The organism is Acinetobacter sp. LipI_19 (genome assembly GCF_058242925.1).
The window spans coordinates 708,970-727,093 of sequence record NZ_JBZAYK010000001.1 but is presented as its reverse complement, the minus strand read 5'-3'; the positions used below and the strand labels follow the sequence as shown (position 1 = coordinate 727,093).

The following is an 18,124-nucleotide window of genomic DNA, read 5'->3' as shown; positions in this document are numbered from 1 at the left end:
AACCAACCACTACTACACTACTAAATAGTCAAGTTATATATACTGTTGTTTAGTCATATTTAATTAATGCGGAATAAGGCTACTGTATAATTTTGTTCGTGTTGAATATTGCATCCTGTTCTTCGGATGTTTTCGACTGAATAATTCGGTACGTTGAAAGGGATAAATTGAAAAAGCCCTGAATTTCCATTCAAGGCTCTCAACCTCAATTTTAATAAAAATTTTCAAGTATATTAATATGATGCTTACTATTTTTTTCTAAAAATTTCAAAAATTTCGACTTAGATTCACCTACAAAATTGAAATATAATGTCTCCAATAGACCAGTAGCAATTGCATTACTTAATAGATCGTCTTTTGAATTTAAACCATTTTCTATCATGACCATTAATTTTTTTAAAACATCATCACTCAATTCCAAATTCACAATTTCTCTTCCAAAATCACTCATCAATAATGTTAAAGGTGGTTTTTTTGGATACCAATAATTCAATTCATCCTCATATGTTTTTTTTAACATTGGTAACTCATCAATTAATTTTACAATATAATCATCAATTATTTCCATTTTACTTTCCGTTTAGAGCATTTTGTAGATCACGTAACATTTGTTCTGCAGCCATTTTATCATTTGTTGATGCATCTGGATTTTTAATAATCCATTCTTTTAACCCTTCTGAATAGTCATTAGCTTTTTGTGTATGTAATTTACTTCCTACAGCCTCACCTGTTTCATTCTCATACCTTACTGCCGCACCGGTGCTGCCATTCCCAATTTTTGCATTTTCTCTGTATAAGTCATTTGCAATATTTTGTAATTTTTTATCGTTTACAATTGGTTTCTGCATTTGAGAAGCTAAATTATCCAAAAGCCCTTCTTTAGCAATAGGAGTCGTATTAATATTAGAAAGCTCAGGTACAACATCATCCGCTTTTCCAAACCATCCTTTAAAAGTATCAACTGCTCCCGTATACCACTTACTTTTAGATGCTATAACAATTATTGGTTCTAATTTTTGTACAGCTAACTCTGGCACTAATATAGACGCAGCCAATTTTGGTGCTTCGAATGTTCAACCTTCTATATATTCTTTTGCTTGCTTATTTTCAGGCTGACCATATTCATAAATTAACTTTTGAGTCTCTGCATTACTTAAGCCCTTATCTTGAGCATACTTTGCTATAGATTCATAACCTTGTCCCCTTTGAGAGAATTAGGCCGACCTCACACCCGAGTTGTGCCTTGAATTTGATAGGTTAGGGGGAAAACAGTCTCTGAAATGTTTGCGCAACAAAGCCTCATCAAGTTTAAAATCATATATAAACTCATCAATAGTCTTCTTGCAAACTTCCATAAATGAATCCAATGGCTCCGTCCATACAATTTTTTTTGAGAGATCACCTAAATCATCTCTACCGTATTTTATATCTCTATAATCCACTTGGTTTTGTACATCAAGAATTATATGGTCATCTACTTTAAACATTTTATTTATCCTTATAATTTGGCGGTGTAATAATTACTCCACCATCAGGAAATATTCTTACCCCCAGAATCGAAATAAATTTGACATATTTTTTCATCACTTTCTTTTAAAATTCTTAGTTATTTATTTTATAATCATAGGATTTTTAAGCTGCTAAGCGAGTAAAATAAGTATTTATTTGATTATTTATTAAAATTCTATCAATTGTGAAATCTAAATTTTCAGATACAACAATATACTTCCTTAGCTCTTCAGGAAAATCTTCTATAGAACCATATATTGTTGGCATTAAATATCTAAAATAATCACCCATAATTGTTTCACCATTATACCCAATTGGATAGTCATCTCCTTCTTTATTTCCTTCAATCGCATGATATACAAAAAAACCTTTATTAGCTGAAAGATTAACTTCACTATAATTTCTATTTTCTTTTAAATCAGCTAACAAATCCTTTTCCAATAATTCTTTAGATATTTCCTTATTCCTCCATTTAGAGAAATAATCTACAACAAAGCTCCCTAATTTGTTTGGTGGATAATTAGGATATCTATCAGACTCCTCCCACATAAACTCTGATAAATAATCTAAATAATTTTCGATATTATCTATTTCTAGTAGTTTTTTTGGTAAATCACCAAATGAATTGTTAACTAAAACCGCAATTTTTCCATTTTTATCCATTGCAAACCAAGTATATATAAACCCAAACTCAGGTTTCCAATCTACATTTAAGTTACTCATTATTTTGTTCCTTTTGGCCAAGCACTTTTCCGCTCGAACCACTCCATCATAAACCATAGCATTTTGATGTTCGTTCAGTATAATTTGGGACAGCACGTACAGCTTCAACAACTTGTTCCATATTCGTATGTCTTGTACGTCTATTTCATATTAACAAAATATTTTTTCAGACTGCTTCAAAAAATCACTCAAACCTTTTGGAATCAAACTATGATCTATAAGTTGATAATTTCTTTTTTGCATATGTGTAATAAAACTTTCAGGCAACCGCACCTTATACTTTTTTACCCAACTTATAATTACTGCATCCCATACATATACTCCATCAGTCTTAATGACAAATGGAGTAAATTCTCCATCATAAGGATCATCTATTGGGCTTACAAATTCCAATAAAGTCAATCCTGACTCTAAATACTTTACAATTTTATCAGCTTCAACTTCAGAAAGAACATACTTATTATCCTCAATACTTGGTTTATCTAAAGGTCTATCTTGATAGTATTTTTCCTTAAATAAGAACAAAGTTTTTAATTGCATATAGTCATCTTCCTATTTTGGATAAAACATTTTCCATTCGGGTTTAATCTCTGGATGTTTAACCATATCTAATTTATCAGTATCAAGAACCCATTTTTTTGCATCAACATCCCATGCTGTAGGTCTAGAAGGAGCGAAAACTGGAGCTTTTAATGAATTTGCCAACTCCTGAGCTGTTCCACTTGAACCACTCCAACATGAACCTAAGCATATTGGTGTTCCTTCAATATAATTTGGATTAGTACGTACAGCTTCAGCAACTTGCTCCATATTAGTAGGCTTATTATTAATTATTGGTATCCCCCCTAACTCATCATAAAAAACTTTCTGACCATTAATTTCTTTCGGACCGCTACCATGAACAATGACATTATGACCTTTACCTGTATCAATCGCATTATTAAAATTATTAATAGTTGCTGCATCATCACCCACAGCTGTGCTTACTGAATTATGTCTTATTGTATCACCTGCTGCAGTGACACTATCCATTAAATTACCAGAATCATCTCCTTTACCAAACAACCCTTTAAAACTATCAAGAACTCCTTTAAACCAACTGCTTTTAGATACAGTAACCACAATCGGTGTTAATTTTTGAATCGCTAACTCAGGTGCCATCGTCGTTACAGCTATTTCTACAGAACCTCTAGTTAACCCTTCAACATATTCTCTCCCTTGTTTTGCATCAGGTTGTTTATAGGCCTGTAATAATTCTTGTATTTCTTCGTCACTTAACCCTCTATTTTTTGCATCACTAATAAGTGGCCCAACACCTTGTGCCCAGTTAGTATTTCCATAAGGTAAAGAAAAATCATTATTCTCCACCGCATTCTGCCCAACTACGCCAGCAAGCTGCGCATTAAACGCTGAATCTCCAACTGTTCCACCAACCACAGCTCCTATCGCTGCTGTCAGATCTCGAATTTGAGTCTTCACATCTTCTGGTAAAAGGTTCGGTTGGAACTCTCCATTGACATCTTGATATTCTTTTTTGTCTTTGTATTGATTGGTGAGATAATCCGCTGCTGCTTCACTTGCAACCGCTGCACTGCCTCCTGCTGCTGGATTACCGCCATTTACATAGGCAAGTGCTGCTCCCAATATCGCATGGGCAGCCAACTGAGCTGCTTTGTTTTTGTCCTCTCCATGACCTAACTCTTTTCCAATAATATTTGCTGCATAAGGTGCAAGGGCATTGGCTGCAACTTGTAAATCTGTTTGACCACCCAATGCACCTGTAACTGCCATAGTTACTGCATTGACTGCTCGACTCTTATCTCCACCCATACCCCAGTCTTGATTTAATTGACTTGCTTTATCGTAGTCAGGTGAATATTGGCGTAAATATTCCTCTTGTTTTGCAGGGTCAAGACTTTGATAGTAATTAAGCGCATCGCTATTTTGATTGAGTTGTTCTAGTACATCTTGCTTGGCAGTTTGTTTTTCTGCTTCCGCTTGTTTTTGCTGATTTTGACTATAGGTTCTTGTTGCTGCCACAATGGTTGAAGTCGCATCTGCTACGGTTTTTTGCTTGTCGATAATCTCTTGTAGATTTGGTAATGTGTCTACACTTCGATGTGCTGTACTGGCATCACTATGGATCCCTAACGCTGTGGTCATTGTTGCTTGACCTCCAATCGTAATATTACCTTCGCTTAGGGTTGCACGAGTGACACTACTGTCTTTGTCAGATTCATGCTGTGGTAAGCTTGGGCTAAAGGTCGTGCTATCTCGCCAATTGACATTATTGGTATATTTATTTCCCTGATTATCTGTTTTGGTTTCTTCTCCAAAGCCTGTTCCACCAGATAAACTCACCGAAGTCGCATCATAACTGCTCTTATTGTTGATATCGCTAAACGTCAAACGATTTGCAGTCAAATCATTATTTTCTTTCTTCGCGGTAGAAACAATTGCACCACCTTTGAGATCAACTTGATCTGCTTTGACATGGTAACCACCATCACCCGCGAAAAGGCCTGCTTGCTGATTCACGCTATTGGATGAACCGTTTGCGCTACTGTTGGATAGATTTCCAGACGCTTGCCATGCTGTACCCAATGAAGCTTGGAGACGTGCTCCTGCACCACTTTGTTCTATCTTTTGTTCAACTTGGTCTTGTTGACTGATGATACTGAGCTTGCCACCGACATCCGCATCAATACGATTTGCTGTGGCTTTAGCGCCAGCCAAAGTTGTTATCACCCTTACTCGTCAAACTCACTTTATTGGCTTCTAATGTCGTTTGACTATACGTATTGCGATCAAGCTGATTACATCTTTATTTTTATATTTATTTTTTCTCCACCAACTAAAGTGGAGGGGCTACTAAAAACACCAGCCCCCTTTTATTAATATCTACTACTCATGTAACAATTTTAAGAACTCATCAAAATTATTAGCTACATCATTAACAACCATAGAACTTGTTCCATCGTCAAAATCAACAAAGTCATCATGATAAACTAATACGATTTTAGGATTTGAAGTTTGAGAATCCTCTCGATAATCAAAACAAATATAATCACCATTTGCACATATTCCAAAAACAACTAGATCTTTTATACCATAATTTTCAAGGTCATTTACATTATCCTGATTACTTAAAATATCACCATCCAAATGATCAGATTTAAAACTTAAAAAGTTCAAATCCCGTTCATCTTCTTTATTATAAATATTTTTAAAATCAAAAATATTTTTCTCAAATCTCAAAGCATCATGATTTCGTATAAGATCAATATAATTGTTAGGAAAAAAATAACCTAATTCATTTTGGACCCTTTTAATCTCATCTAATGAGTTTTTACCATTATCTCTACGAATATCCATAAGTTACACCACTATTTACCATCTTTTAATGAATTTTGACCTGAATGGGGAACAGCTTTATTTGAATGAAATTCATTTGGCACCAATTGCATACTATTGGGTGACGACTGTGCATTATGATGCCATGTATAACCCTCAATTTTAGGTTCGCCTAAACGTAACTGTTCTAATTGATTTTTCGTAAATTTACTCTTAAAAAACCTCTAAAATTTTAGAGGTTTTTTAAATTAATCATTAAATTCATCCATACATGACTGTATTTCATAAATAAACTGCGTTTTAGCTTTACCTTTCTCATCTACAGTTAATATAAACTTTCTCCAATCACCACCTGTATGTGATTGCATTTCATCATGAAGTTTCTTACATAAATTTTCTAAAGTTGAAAAACCAAAGTCCTGTATACTAGCTAAATAACTCTGATTATCTTTGCAATAATCTAAGTGAAAATTTGCCCATCCCTCTTCAGGATTGAACTTATATTCAAAAATGAATGAATCATAATTCACGATACTATTGATATTTATATATTTAACAATATCATTTAAAATTTCAATCTGTTTGTTCATTTTATACCTCCACCAGCCTTATTCTCAAACATTACAGGATCTAGCTTTTTACCATCTATAGTAAACTCTACAAAGACTTTGTCTGGTCTTAATGAACTAGGATCATTTCTTGTAAACATAACCGTTGCTTTACCAATAGATTTACCATCTTTCTCGGCCTTTCTCACGATATTTTCAAAATATACCTTATAAGCTGAATTATTAAAATTTGAATTTTGTGGAAATAAATTATAAGCATCGCAAGTGCCGCCATAAACACATGCTTGGATATGCCCACCTACATCCCCCTCGTCACCTAATTTACCTAAATTTGTTTGACGAATATCACGTTTACCAGGATTTTTAAAATCTGGAGTAAAACTAATTTCCTCCACATATCCATGAGCATTAGTCTCAAAGTTAGTTCCATTTGACAACTCATATTTAGCATTTGGCTTTAAGTTATTCACTACTACACTTTCAGGATTTCCTTTTATTTTAGACTTTTCAAAGTCAACAGAGATTACCTCTTTGTTTTCACCTGTACCAACAGCCACAGTTGCACCTGCAACTTCAGTTTTCCCTAGACCACCATTCGTTTCTGGATTTCCGGTCATGGTAGTTGCTCCACCATTGACATCAGGTGTCCCAGCTACTGTGGCTGGTTTTGGTGTTACGTGATCATCAGCATTTTTAATGGCTTCTTCTAGGGCTTTAGCTGTTTCAGTTGTTGCTTTTTTACCAACTGCACCTATTCCAGCCCCTCCTAAAATTTCACCAGTGATCTGAAAATCAGACTTAGCCTCTTTTCCTGTATCTTTTTGCATTTGATACAGATCTTTTGTCGCTTGTTGTTTTTCAAGTGAAAGGTCTAACTCTGTTTTAATTTTTTGAGCGATTTCAGGTAAATTCTGTGAAATTTCTACAGCCTTATCTATCGCATTCTTCGTATTATCAATAGGATGCTCTAGGAAGTTAACTGTACCATTTGCCACATCCCAAGCCGTATTGAGTGTATCAGTTATCCCTGTTTTAATTCCGCTTCCAATACCAATAATCGCACCAGTTGTTTTATTAACTGTAGAGCCTAAACTTTCAACAGTACTAACTTCATTGTCTTGTATAGCACCATATTTTTGGATGAATTCTTTTTTATCATTATAATTGTTGTATGGAGATTTTGTATCTGTGCTTCCAGCTAATGTATTGGTTAGGAATATATCCTCTTTCTTAAAATCCTCTGGAGTTGCAGTAAAACCTTTACCCTCAGTATCAATGTAAGTTTTAGCCTTTTCTATTTCAGAATCAGTTAAATGACCTGCATATGTATCCTTAGTTGCTTGAACTTTAATAGTTGGTAATTGACCTTCTTTTTGTGCTCCTTTATCGTCGATAGTTATTGATAAATCACTATTCAAATCACTGACTGTGGTATTGGCTGTTTGTGCACGTAAATATTGATAACCTTCTTGATATTTTGATATTTCTGATTCAGATATACTCCGATCAATACTATTCTTCCATCCTTCATCGATATTATATAAAGCACCTCGCGTTAAGATTGTATTCGCATCTTCTTCACTTATTCCTTTTTCTTTTGCATATTCTTTTGCTAGCTTTTGAATGAGATCAACTTCTTCTCGATGCAACTGACGATTATTTGAATCGACATTTACTGCTGTGCCTACACTTGATGTGTTTAATCCAGCCGCAGTTCCTGCACCAAGTAGTGCCAAACTGCTTACACCGTTAACAACTGCCTCTGCACTATCAGTTTTCATTCCCTTGTCAGTCAAGGTTTTGACCATATTTTCTTGAATTTGATTTAGTGTCGGTGCTGCTGCTGCAATGCCAGTCGTTGTTAAAGCACCTTCTAGTGTACCCGTACTTAAAGCGCCAATGGCTGTATGCATCGCAACTCGATAAACACCACCTTCATCCCATTTTTTTGCTTCTGCTTCGTTCCCGAGTAGTCTTTGTTTAAAGGCCTGTTGTTGGGCATAGTCAGCAACAGCTTTTGGTGCATTTTCCCCAAATCTCTTTGTCACATCCATCTGCAAATTGATTTCACTTTGAACCTTATCTTCGTCAAAGTTATTTTTCAGCACACCACTGTTTTCTCGTGCTGTATCTGTCGTCACATTGGTCAAGATTTCTGACTTGATCTGCTCAGCGGTTTTACCCGTTAAAGCTTGCTGACCTTGTTCATCTCGAATGGTGATATTTGATGTATTGATACCGCTTTTGGTCACACTACTGTCTTTATCACTGTCTAAACCAAAGCCGATAGATTTACTTACACCTGTGATACTTGAAGTATGTGGATCAATTTTGTTTGGTGTAGAAAGTACAGTATCAGGCGCTTTACCACCTTTTTCATCACTTTTTCCTGCATTAAAACCTGCACCTAAACTGATACCTTTGGCATCATATTCACTCACATTACGAATATCTGAATGAGTCAGCGTGCTTGTATCTAGACTATTGTTCTTTAATTTTTCGGCAGCCTGTGTAGATGTGATGATTGCACCTTTTAAATCTGTGTTTTTATTTACCTTGATTTGGTAACCATCATCACCAGCAAATACTCCAGACTGTTCATTCACTGAGGCGTAATTGGCATCAACGTTAGATTTACTAAAACTTCCAGAAACACTACCGCCACTAAAGCCTACACTCACTTGCCCTGAAATATTTTGTTGTTTGCTTTTATACGAGGCTTTGTCCTGCAAACTTTCTATGTTCAGTTCATTGGCATCAATCTGTACACCTTTACCTTGTACCTGACCACCGATAATATTGGTTGCATTTCCACTACTGATCGTGGTTGAACTATCTTTAGAACCCACGTGACTATTAACATAGCTCGTATCTGTTCCACTGCCTTTACCTTTGCCTAAATTTCCTCCAGCAGTGATCCCAAAGCCTGTTTGATTACTTACAGTTACACCAGCATTCCAACCTGCGCTCTTGTTACCCGATTCTTCAGTAGCCTTTTGTTCAGCAGCTTTAATATTGACATCATGATCTGCTGCCAGATTTGTTCCTTTCATACCAACAACATCTGAACCAATGATATTAATATTGGATTTGTCTCCTGCACCTGTGGCAACAATGTTGGTTTTTCCACCCGCATAAACTTGGCTTTGACTAGCAGTCGTGCTTTGTGTTCGACTAAATTCTGTATTTTTCTGTTCGCCGTAGGTCAGACTAACTCCAACTTCTACGCCCCCATTGAGCTGACTTGCATCCGATAATGCACCTTGTAACTTTCCTAAAGACTGCCCAGCTTTGTATGCATCAAATCCTGCGTTGGCTGCTGCCATGGCATTCACACGATCATTTTTGCTTTGACCAACATGTTTTGTAGAATCCATTACTGATTGTACGGCAGTGACAATTGGAACATTCACAGCAAGCGTTAAGCCTTTTTGTTCCATTTCATGTTTATAATCACTGGTACTTTGTTCTTTAGCAGCCTCGATATTGACTTGTTGTGCCAATATATTCACATCACTCTGTTGTGATGAAACCGTACTTCCTGTTTGTTGATATGTTTTTCCTGCAATGATATTGGTATTGCCATTTAAGCTTCCGACTATTGAACCAGTGTTGGTATACTTAGTTTGCTCCTGTTCTGTGCGCTCTTTTTTTGAACCAATACTAAAACCAATACCACCACTCGACATCAATCCAGATTTCTTAACTTTTTTATCGTCATAATTTAAATAGCTATTTTCAGCACCTACAATACTGACATTTTCTTTGGCCTGAATTTGCGTTAATTCATCTGAAATTATTTCACTGCCTTGTATCTTGATATTTTTAGCATCTAAAATGACTTGCTTACCATCAACAGTACTGGCTATGCCCTCATCTGACTTATCTTTTCGGTAAGTTTGGGTTGTTTTACTACTTAAAAAGCTCTTTTTCTTCACTTCATCTGCATGTTCAACTGTACTACGAGCACGCCCTTCTTGAATATTGAGTTGTTCATCAGCACTTAAAGTCGTCCGACCTAGCACACTACTGACCTGAGAAGCTGTAATATCAATATTTTTCCCAGTCAGGGTTAAGTCGCCTTTTGCAACGATTTGATTACCTATATCTTGTTGCGTTGTACTAAAGTCATAATTTTTATTATTTTTATAACTATTGTTAATCCGCTCTGTTTGTAATGTCGCTAAATTTACATCCCCTTGCGTTTGTAGAATGGTTGAACCATTGCTATTTAAAATTTCTGCGCCTTTCAATGTGGTATTACCAGCCACTTTGATATTTAAAGTCTTCTTTAAATTATCACTACCTTCCACTAAGCTAGTCTGGTTATTACCCACATAGATCCCTGCTTTGCGATCTATAGCGGTAAAACCATAATTACTCCGGCCTTTTTGTTTATTATTACTGGTCAATGTACTATTTACATTTAAATTTCCGCCAATATCAAAAGATGCTGCTTCTTTTGCAACAATCTGACTGCCAATATTGTTTAAATCATTTTGCGTTTTAATCCCAACACGATTGGCTTCCATTCGTCCAGCCAATTGGTTGACATTATTTGCATTGATGATGAGTGCTTCACGTCCAGCGATCGTCGCTTGATTAAGCACATCACCGTTCATATTCAGTTGCACTTGATCAGCACTGATCAAAGTACCATCACCTTTTAAATCACCAGGTCTTGCTCGAACATAAACTTGTGGAACCAATACTTTACTACTTGTCCCATCTGCCAATGTGATGGTTTTTTCTTCTAACCACACAATATCACTGGTGAGCTGTGCAATCTGGGCAGCAGTTAAAGCAATTCCAGGACGTAAATTATAACTTTTAGCAAAGGTTAAGCCGTTGTTCATTAAAGCTTTATATTGCTCTTCATCACTACCATAACCAGATAAAAAACGATGCCCTGTCAACTGTGCAATTTGATCTTGCACCAAACGTTGCTCATAAAAACCATCGCCTAGTCGTTTTTGTTGATTTGCTGGATCTAAACCAAGTGCACTCAGCATGTAATCGGATGATAGCCATTTTTTATATTGGCTAAATGCTGGATCAGTTTCTACCAAATACTGCGCTTGGCTATCTTTGGTTGTGCTATACAACGCATTACTTGGCAAGATAATTGTCTTTTGTTCTACACTACGCACTTCATAGTCAGATGCTTTGTCTACCCCAGACACCTGCTTGTCTAAAGCATTTAGCTGTTGAGCTGAATCAACTTTTTGATTTTCAGTTGGTTGGACTTGCTGTTGTGAACCATTCGGATCAAGCTCACCAATCTGCTGATTTTGTGCATTTTCTGATTGTTTAACGTTGACCTGTTGTCCAGCATCCACTGCAACTTGCTTTTGTTGAGCCTGTTGTTTTTCATATTCAAGTGCTTGCGCTTGTTTGGAACCTGTTACATCCACTTGAACAGTGTCATTGGTCTTGTCTTTAATCTCTGTCGTTGGAACAGCAATAACTTTATTGCCACCATAAAGGCCACTTAACTGATATGGCTCTGTCTCATCAGCAGGCGTATAGGCCATTGAACTCTTTCGACCAGAATCATAAAACCATTTTTTTGGATTTTTAAATTGAATGAGTTTATTTGCTAAATAGGCTTTGTTATCAATATCAGTTCCTTCTACCTTTAATACGCCTGCTGCAAGTATTTGGCTCTGATCATTTACGATATGATCAGATTGAAGCAACATATTGCCCCCACTCAATATTTGCCCAGGGGTACTGGTTAATACTTCGGGAACATAGGTTTCTTTATCATATTCAAAAATATTATAGGTACGTAAACGTCGCCCATCACTTAACACAAGCCAGTAAAAACCACCGTCTCTCTCCAGCTCAACAAGCAAATCTGCAACATCAACCCCAGGATGTCGATTATCCTCATAACTATGTACAAATTTGGAAGACTCTAATACTTGATGTACTGAAAAATTATCATTTAAATTTTGAATTTCTTTTGCAGTGAGTCGCATATTGCCTTGAGACTCAATGGTTGCACTACGATTATTAATCAGTTGGGCTTGACCTTGTGCTTGATAATTACCATCCAGTGAGCCCCCAACATTTAATTGCCCCATACTCAATATCCAAGCATTGTCTTTTGAGTCACTATTGATCAAACCTCCTGCTTGGTTATTTAAAATATCAATCCCTAAATCAATATCTCCACGTGAAGCAATAACTGCGCCTGAGGAAGGACTAGCAGAGCACTGCTCTGTCCCGACGCAAGAGCCGTTCGATTTGTTATTTAAGGTCTGTGCTTGTATAGCAATATGATCACCATAAATTTTAGCACCATCATTCCAGACTAAGTTTGCTTTTAAGTGGGTTAACTCACCATTAATTAAACCTTGATTATGTAGCACATCGTTGGCGATTAAATGCGTTTCAATACTGCTAATACTCGCCCCAGTTTGATTTAAAATATTCTGAGCATTTACAGTAAGGCCTTTACCTGTACTTAGGACAGATTGATTGATGAAATCGTGTTCGCTATCGATCTTGAGTAAACCATTGGCACTCAGCTCATCACCTTGCTGATGTGTATAACTTTGCTTTAAATTCAATTCAGCATCACCAAGGCTAATGATTTTACCTTGATTGATTAAATTGTTCGCACTGATTGCTAACCGATTTTGCGCGATGAGTTCCCCTTGAGTATTCTTAATATTTAAGGTTTTTTGAGAATCGCCAATCAATAATGTCCCTAGGCTGGTCACACTGCCTTGTTGATTATCAAAGTTCTGCTGAATCAAAAGTGATGCATCTTTGCTTGCTCTAATTCCACCAGATTGGTTATTTAACTCACGTGCATTTAATTGGATATTTTGAGCATCTAAACCACCCAAAATCGTATCATCTAAATTTTGTCGATTGTCGATCACTTGCGCTTGGATTGATAAATCCTCAGCAGCAACAATATGACTGCCTTGACCACTGTTGTTCAATTGGTCGGTATAAATTTGAATATTTTTTAATGCTTGAATTTGACCTTGGTTATTCAGCACCCCACCTGACTGTTGTTGAGCAATTGTTAGATTGCCTTGACTATTGATTTGTCCTTTTTGATTGGATAATTGCTGTGCGCTGATTTCTACATCATCTGCTGAAGCAAGAATGCCGTTATCATTTAATAACTGTTGGACATGGGTTAAATTAAGTTTTCCTTGGCTGAGTATTCCACCACGAGCACCAGAATTTTGATTCATCAAATCATGCTGATTGGTATCGATGCTTAATTCAGAATTAGATTGGATCAAACCTGAATTATTATTAAGCAAGCCAGTTTTTAGCAAAATTTGATCTGCTAAAATTTTACCTGATTCATTATTCAATGTTTGTAATTGACTGTCTAAATTCAATTTTTCTAACGATGAGATTTGCCCTAAGCGATTATCAATCCCTTGAGCAACAACATTTAATCCTTTACTTGCAAATAATTCGCCCTGATGATTATTCAATGCACCTTGTACAGTTAAATCTGCGCGTCCCTGTTCTGATTGAATAATACCTTGCTCATTATTTAAATCTGTACTGTTTATCTGTAGATCTTTTTGTGCAGCGATTATACCTTGCTGATTTTGAATTGCTGACTGTGCCAACAGTTGTAGTTGATCTTGGCTATAAATTGTTCCAGATTGATTATCTAAAGTGTTTGTTTCAATCTTGGTTTTTAAAACACTCTGTATTTTACCTTTTTGATTATTGATTTGCTGTGCTTTTAAATTTGCTTCTTGTTGTGCAAATATTTCACCTGACAGATTACTCAGCTCATTGTTTACAGATAAATTTAACGAACCTTGTTCTGCTCTGATTTTACCCAAATCATTAAGCAATGACTGTGAGGTTAAATCAATCTGTTTAGACGCAATAACCCCTGAAGTATTATTCACTTGACCAGTGGCTACAATCTTAGACTGGTCTTGTGCATAAATCACACCAAGATGATTGTCTAATGTAGCGGTATTTAGGTGTAATTTTTGACCCGCTACAGCTTTACCTTCAACATTATTCCAATGACCACTATTCATTGTTAAGTCTTGCGCGGCTGAAATCTCGCCTTTGATATTGCTTAATTCGTTGGCAATATCGAGCTGCATTGCAGAATGCTGTGCAATTAATTTACCAGCATTATTTGATAATGAAGCTGCATTTAAATTAAATCCTTGGTTAGCCGCGATCACACCATCTTGATTGTTAATATGCGCTAAAGCATTTAATTTTAATTGACCATCTGCATAGAGTGTACCAGCAGTATTATCCAAAGATTGAACGGTTAAATCAGCATGTTGACCTGCTTGAATTTGTCCATTTTGAGAAGATAGATCCTGTGCAGTGATCGCAACATTTTTTGCTGCCACAATAATGCCTGAATCATTGTTTAAATTTTGCTGAGTAATAATATTTAAATGTTGTTTTTCAGAGCGTATTTGCCCTGAAGTATTATCTAATGATTGAGCATTAACTGAGATATTGTTATTGGCAGCAATTGTACCAGACTGATTTTCAATTTCCCCGTCTACATCTAAGTTTAAGCCTTGATTAGAAAAAATTGTTCCAGATGCATTGTTTAAACTTAGACTTTGAATACTGATATCTTGATTAGACAGCAGTTTTCCACGTTGATTATCCAGCGCTCCACTGGTACTGAGATCAAGATTTGACTGTTCGGATTGAACTGTACCCTCTGTATTATTTAATGATTGTGCCTTTACGTATACCGCTTGTTTGGCTGCTAAGATACCTTGCTGATTATTAATGCCATGTTTTGCAATGATACTAAGCGAATCGTCTGTATATACAGTACCTTGTGTATTGTTGATATCATCAGCTTTTATCCCAAGTTGTTTATCTACAAGAAGCTTAGCTGCACTGTTATTCAGTTGAGTAACATTCAGCTGAGCGCTACCAGCAGCACTAATCACACCTGAGGTATTATTCAATGTTTGTGCAACATTCACTTTCAACTGCCCATTGGCATCACTTTGAAGCAATTTCCCTTGTTGATGGCTCAGTTCAGTTGCATTCAAATCAATATTTTGTGCAGATGTAAGCGCTTGATCTAAATTGGTAATGCCTAGATCGAGTTGTAGATGGCTGTTACTTTGGATTTTGCCTTGTTGCCCTTGCAGATTTTGTGCTGTGATTTTTAGCTGTTGATCACCCGCATGTAAAATCTCACCTGCAACAGAGTTCAATGCATTGGTCTTGATTTCTGTACCTGTAGCATTACTGATGATCTGTCCAGCATTGTTATCAATCTGATTTGCGACATCCAGAATAAAGTCATTTTTACCTGTGTGTTGAATTAAACCTTGGTTGTTATTGAGTTGTACTGTATTGAGATTAACTTGCCCCGCACTGTATTGCCCTTTTTCATTCTGAATGCTTTGTGTTGCAGTTAAATCCAGTTGCTCATCTGCAATAATTTTTGCATTGTTGGTATTCAGTTGGGTTGTAGCAATGTTTATATTTTTGGCTTGGCTTTCACTTTGACTTAAGTCTGCTGTTTGAGCTGCTTTAATTTGCAACTCAGCACCTGCCAAAATTTTCCCTGCCAGCTGAACCTGTTGCGCATCAATATTCAGTGTGGCATCTGTATTGCTTAGTTTCCCGTCTTGATCAAGACCTGCGATCCATACTGCATTTTTATCACTGACAATGGCATTTGCTTGAACCTTGATTTTGTTCTGTGCTGCCAATTGACCATGCTGTTGTAACTGATTCACTGTTAAATCAGCCGTATTGCCTGCATAGATTTGCCCAGTACTTTGTAATTGCTGGGCATTCAATTTTAGATTTTGCCCAGCAATCAGATTCCCTGCTGAAGCTTGCGTCGTACCATTATCAATTTGATCAATATTGATGTTTAGATCTGCTGTTTTGGATTGAATTGTACCCTGTTGATTGTTTAAACTCTGACCCGTCAGGTGTACATTCTGTGCTGAAATCTCCCCTTTACGATTGTCTAAAGTTTGAATAGACAGCTTGGCATCCGCATTGACTGAACCGATGATGCCTCGGGTATTATTGGTGTTCGCAGAATTTAGAGTTAATGCATCCGCAGCAAGTATTTGACCTTGGCGATTATCAATCTCAGCTGAATTTAAATTGAATGTCTTGGCGCTTTGTAAACGGCCTTGATTGTTATTGAGTTGCTGTGCAGTTAAATCAAAGCTTTGATTGGCACTAATGACACCTTTTTGATTATCCACCTGTTGTGCAGTGATATTCACCACATTCGCAGTGAGTTTACCTTGTTGGTTGTCAAAGTATTGCCCATTAAATTGCAATTCAGGCAGTTGAATTTCACCACCATTGTTTTTAATACTGCCTTCAACTCTAAGATTGATTTCAGCATTGTTGACAATTGCACCTTCTACATTGGCAATATCTTGAGCAATCTGAATATTTCCTGCTTGGAAAACCTTGGGTGTTAAATCTGTAGGTGCAACTTCAACCGTACTTGAGTCTTGCGCTGAAGACTGTTGCTCAGGATCAGTCACACTTGGCGATATGGTTCCACCTGGTGTTTGCCCTGTCCCACTAGGATCGACGGTTGCCTGACCAATTAAGCCCTGAGTATTGTCTAAGTTTTTTGCAGCAATGTTGAGTTGTTGCTGACCTGTTTGCTCGATTTTACCTTTGTTATTGGCTAAGTTTTGCGCAGTAAAATCAATTCGTCCCGCGTTGATCACTCCCTCATTATTATCAATCTTGCCTTGAGCATTGAGTTTAATTTCATCACGAGTCGCAATCAGCCCAGTGTTTTGAATATTGTCGGCTTGAATCTGTATTTGTTGTTGTGTACTACTGATATTACCGCTGTTTTTTACATTGCTTGCCTGAATTAGAATTTGATCTTTATTGGCAATCATATTGCCTGTATTGGTTAAGTCACCATTGGCATTTAAATGCATTTGACCTGTCGTAGCATTGAGTGACCCTGCATTACGTACCCCTAAACCTTTTTCAGTACCGACCAAATAGATTTTTCCAGCATACATCCCACCTAATTTTCCAACATCAAGGGCAAAGCTCGGTGTAGGTGAAGATGGGGTACTTGTTGTTGCACTAATTTTTGCTGAGTTTGGATCTTGAACATTGATGTCGTTTTGACCCAACACGGTTTTTAGCTCATTGGCATATAGACCCGCATTGACATTTAAAGCACGTGCATAAATATCGGTATAAGGGGTTAAGCTTCCATTTAAGCCTTTCCCTTCAATCGTAACTTGCCCTTCACGTACTCGGAATGAATCAAGATAACCTTGATGCATTACTGCTTGACCCGTGGTTAAGGTAAAACGATCTGCGTTAATCACCCCACAGCCATCACAGACCAAACCAGATGGGTTGGCAATCACCACTTGCGCTTGTTTACCCGCAACCTCCAAATAGCCCTTTAATTGACTCGGATTACTGCTGTTCACTTCATTCAGGATGACCTTGGCTTCACCTTTGGCGAGCCATGGATTACCTTGTACCCAGCCACCCAATTGGGTTTGGGTATTATTTCGTGCGTTATTTAGAATCGCACCTTCCTGCCCCACATCAAACTGGGTATAGGTATTGCGAGAGACACCACCGGCACTTGGGGTTTGAATATTGACTTGGGTCAAGCCATTGCTGCTGTTGAGAATGGTGGCTTGTTGTGAGTTTGGTGCTGATCGATCTGCCACAATTTGACTTTCAGCAATCGTCGCCATCGGCAAGGTGTAAATTGCTGCACCCAATAGGCTCACCACAGCAAAATTAACAGGATTGAGTTTTTTATAAGTGATTGAAGATGCTCCCGTGACATCCACTATTTCGATTTCACCAACAGCATGTGATTGCCCCGCTGTTTTGGTACGGCTTTTTACAATCTCAGCAACCGCAATAAACATGCCACGTGCTTGGCTAAAAATAACGCGATAACGATTCTTATTCATAATGTTTTACCTAAATGTTTTAAT

Annotated in this window: 9 protein-coding genes and 1 pseudogene; all 10 read right to left on the bottom strand. The window is 37.0% G+C overall.

Annotated features, from left to right (window positions below):
- Positions 1-211: 211 nt before the first annotated feature.
- The 10 genes and pseudogenes from AC4CVF_RS03440 to AC4CVF_RS03395 all read right to left on the bottom strand — a co-directional run bounded on the left by AC4CVF_RS03440 (position 212) and on the right by AC4CVF_RS03395 (position 18,100).
- The gene (locus tag AC4CVF_RS03440) at positions 212-568 is read right to left on the bottom strand and encodes a DUF7674 family protein (RefSeq protein WP_490788884.1); all 357 of its coding nucleotides are present in this window, start codon (positions 566-568) and stop codon (positions 212-214) included.
- Position 569: 1 nt separating this feature from the next.
- Entirely contained in the window at positions 570-1,055 is a 486-nt protein-coding gene (locus tag AC4CVF_RS03435) for a hypothetical protein (protein WP_490788883.1), read from the bottom strand.
- A gap of 159 nt (positions 1,056-1,214) precedes the next feature.
- Positions 1,215-1,487 carry a hypothetical protein gene (locus AC4CVF_RS03430; protein ID WP_483770801.1) on the bottom strand — a complete coding sequence of 91 codons (273 nt, stop codon included), beginning with the start codon at positions 1,485-1,487 and terminating at the stop codon, positions 1,215-1,217.
- A gap of 145 nt (positions 1,488-1,632) precedes the next feature.
- The gene (locus AC4CVF_RS03425; protein WP_483770800.1) at positions 1,633-2,232 is read right to left on the bottom strand and encodes a hypothetical protein; all 600 of its coding nucleotides are present in this window, start codon (positions 2,230-2,232) and stop codon (positions 1,633-1,635) included.
- Between the two features lie 150 nt (positions 2,233-2,382).
- Positions 2,383-2,772 carry a hypothetical protein gene (locus AC4CVF_RS03420; RefSeq protein WP_490788882.1) on the bottom strand — a complete coding sequence of 130 codons (390 nt, stop codon included), beginning with the start codon at positions 2,770-2,772 and terminating at the stop codon, positions 2,383-2,385.
- 12 nt (positions 2,773-2,784) lie between these two features.
- Entirely contained in the window at positions 2,785-4,980 is a 2,196-nt protein-coding gene (locus AC4CVF_RS03415) for a DUF8616 domain-containing protein (RefSeq protein WP_490788881.1), read from the bottom strand.
- Between the two features lie 156 nt (positions 4,981-5,136).
- Complete coding sequence (locus AC4CVF_RS03410; RefSeq protein WP_490788880.1) at positions 5,137-5,607, bottom strand: SMI1/KNR4 family protein; 471 nt, start codon at positions 5,605-5,607, stop codon at positions 5,137-5,139.
- Positions 5,608-5,618: 11 nt separating this feature from the next.
- Positions 5,619-5,789 (bottom strand): annotated as a pseudogene (locus tag AC4CVF_RS03405) (HNH endonuclease); the annotation flags it as partial.
- A 45-nt stretch (positions 5,790-5,834) separates the two neighbouring features.
- Positions 5,835-6,176 carry a hypothetical protein gene (locus AC4CVF_RS03400; protein WP_490788879.1) on the bottom strand — a complete coding sequence of 114 codons (342 nt, stop codon included), beginning with the start codon at positions 6,174-6,176 and terminating at the stop codon, positions 5,835-5,837.
- On the bottom strand, positions 6,173-18,100 hold the full coding sequence (locus AC4CVF_RS03395) for a two-partner secretion domain-containing protein (RefSeq protein ID WP_490788878.1): 11,928 nt from the start codon (positions 18,098-18,100) through the stop codon (positions 6,173-6,175). Before AC4CVF_RS03395 ends, AC4CVF_RS03400 begins: the two co-directional genes overlap by 4 nt.
- Positions 18,101-18,124 lie beyond the last annotated feature (24 nt).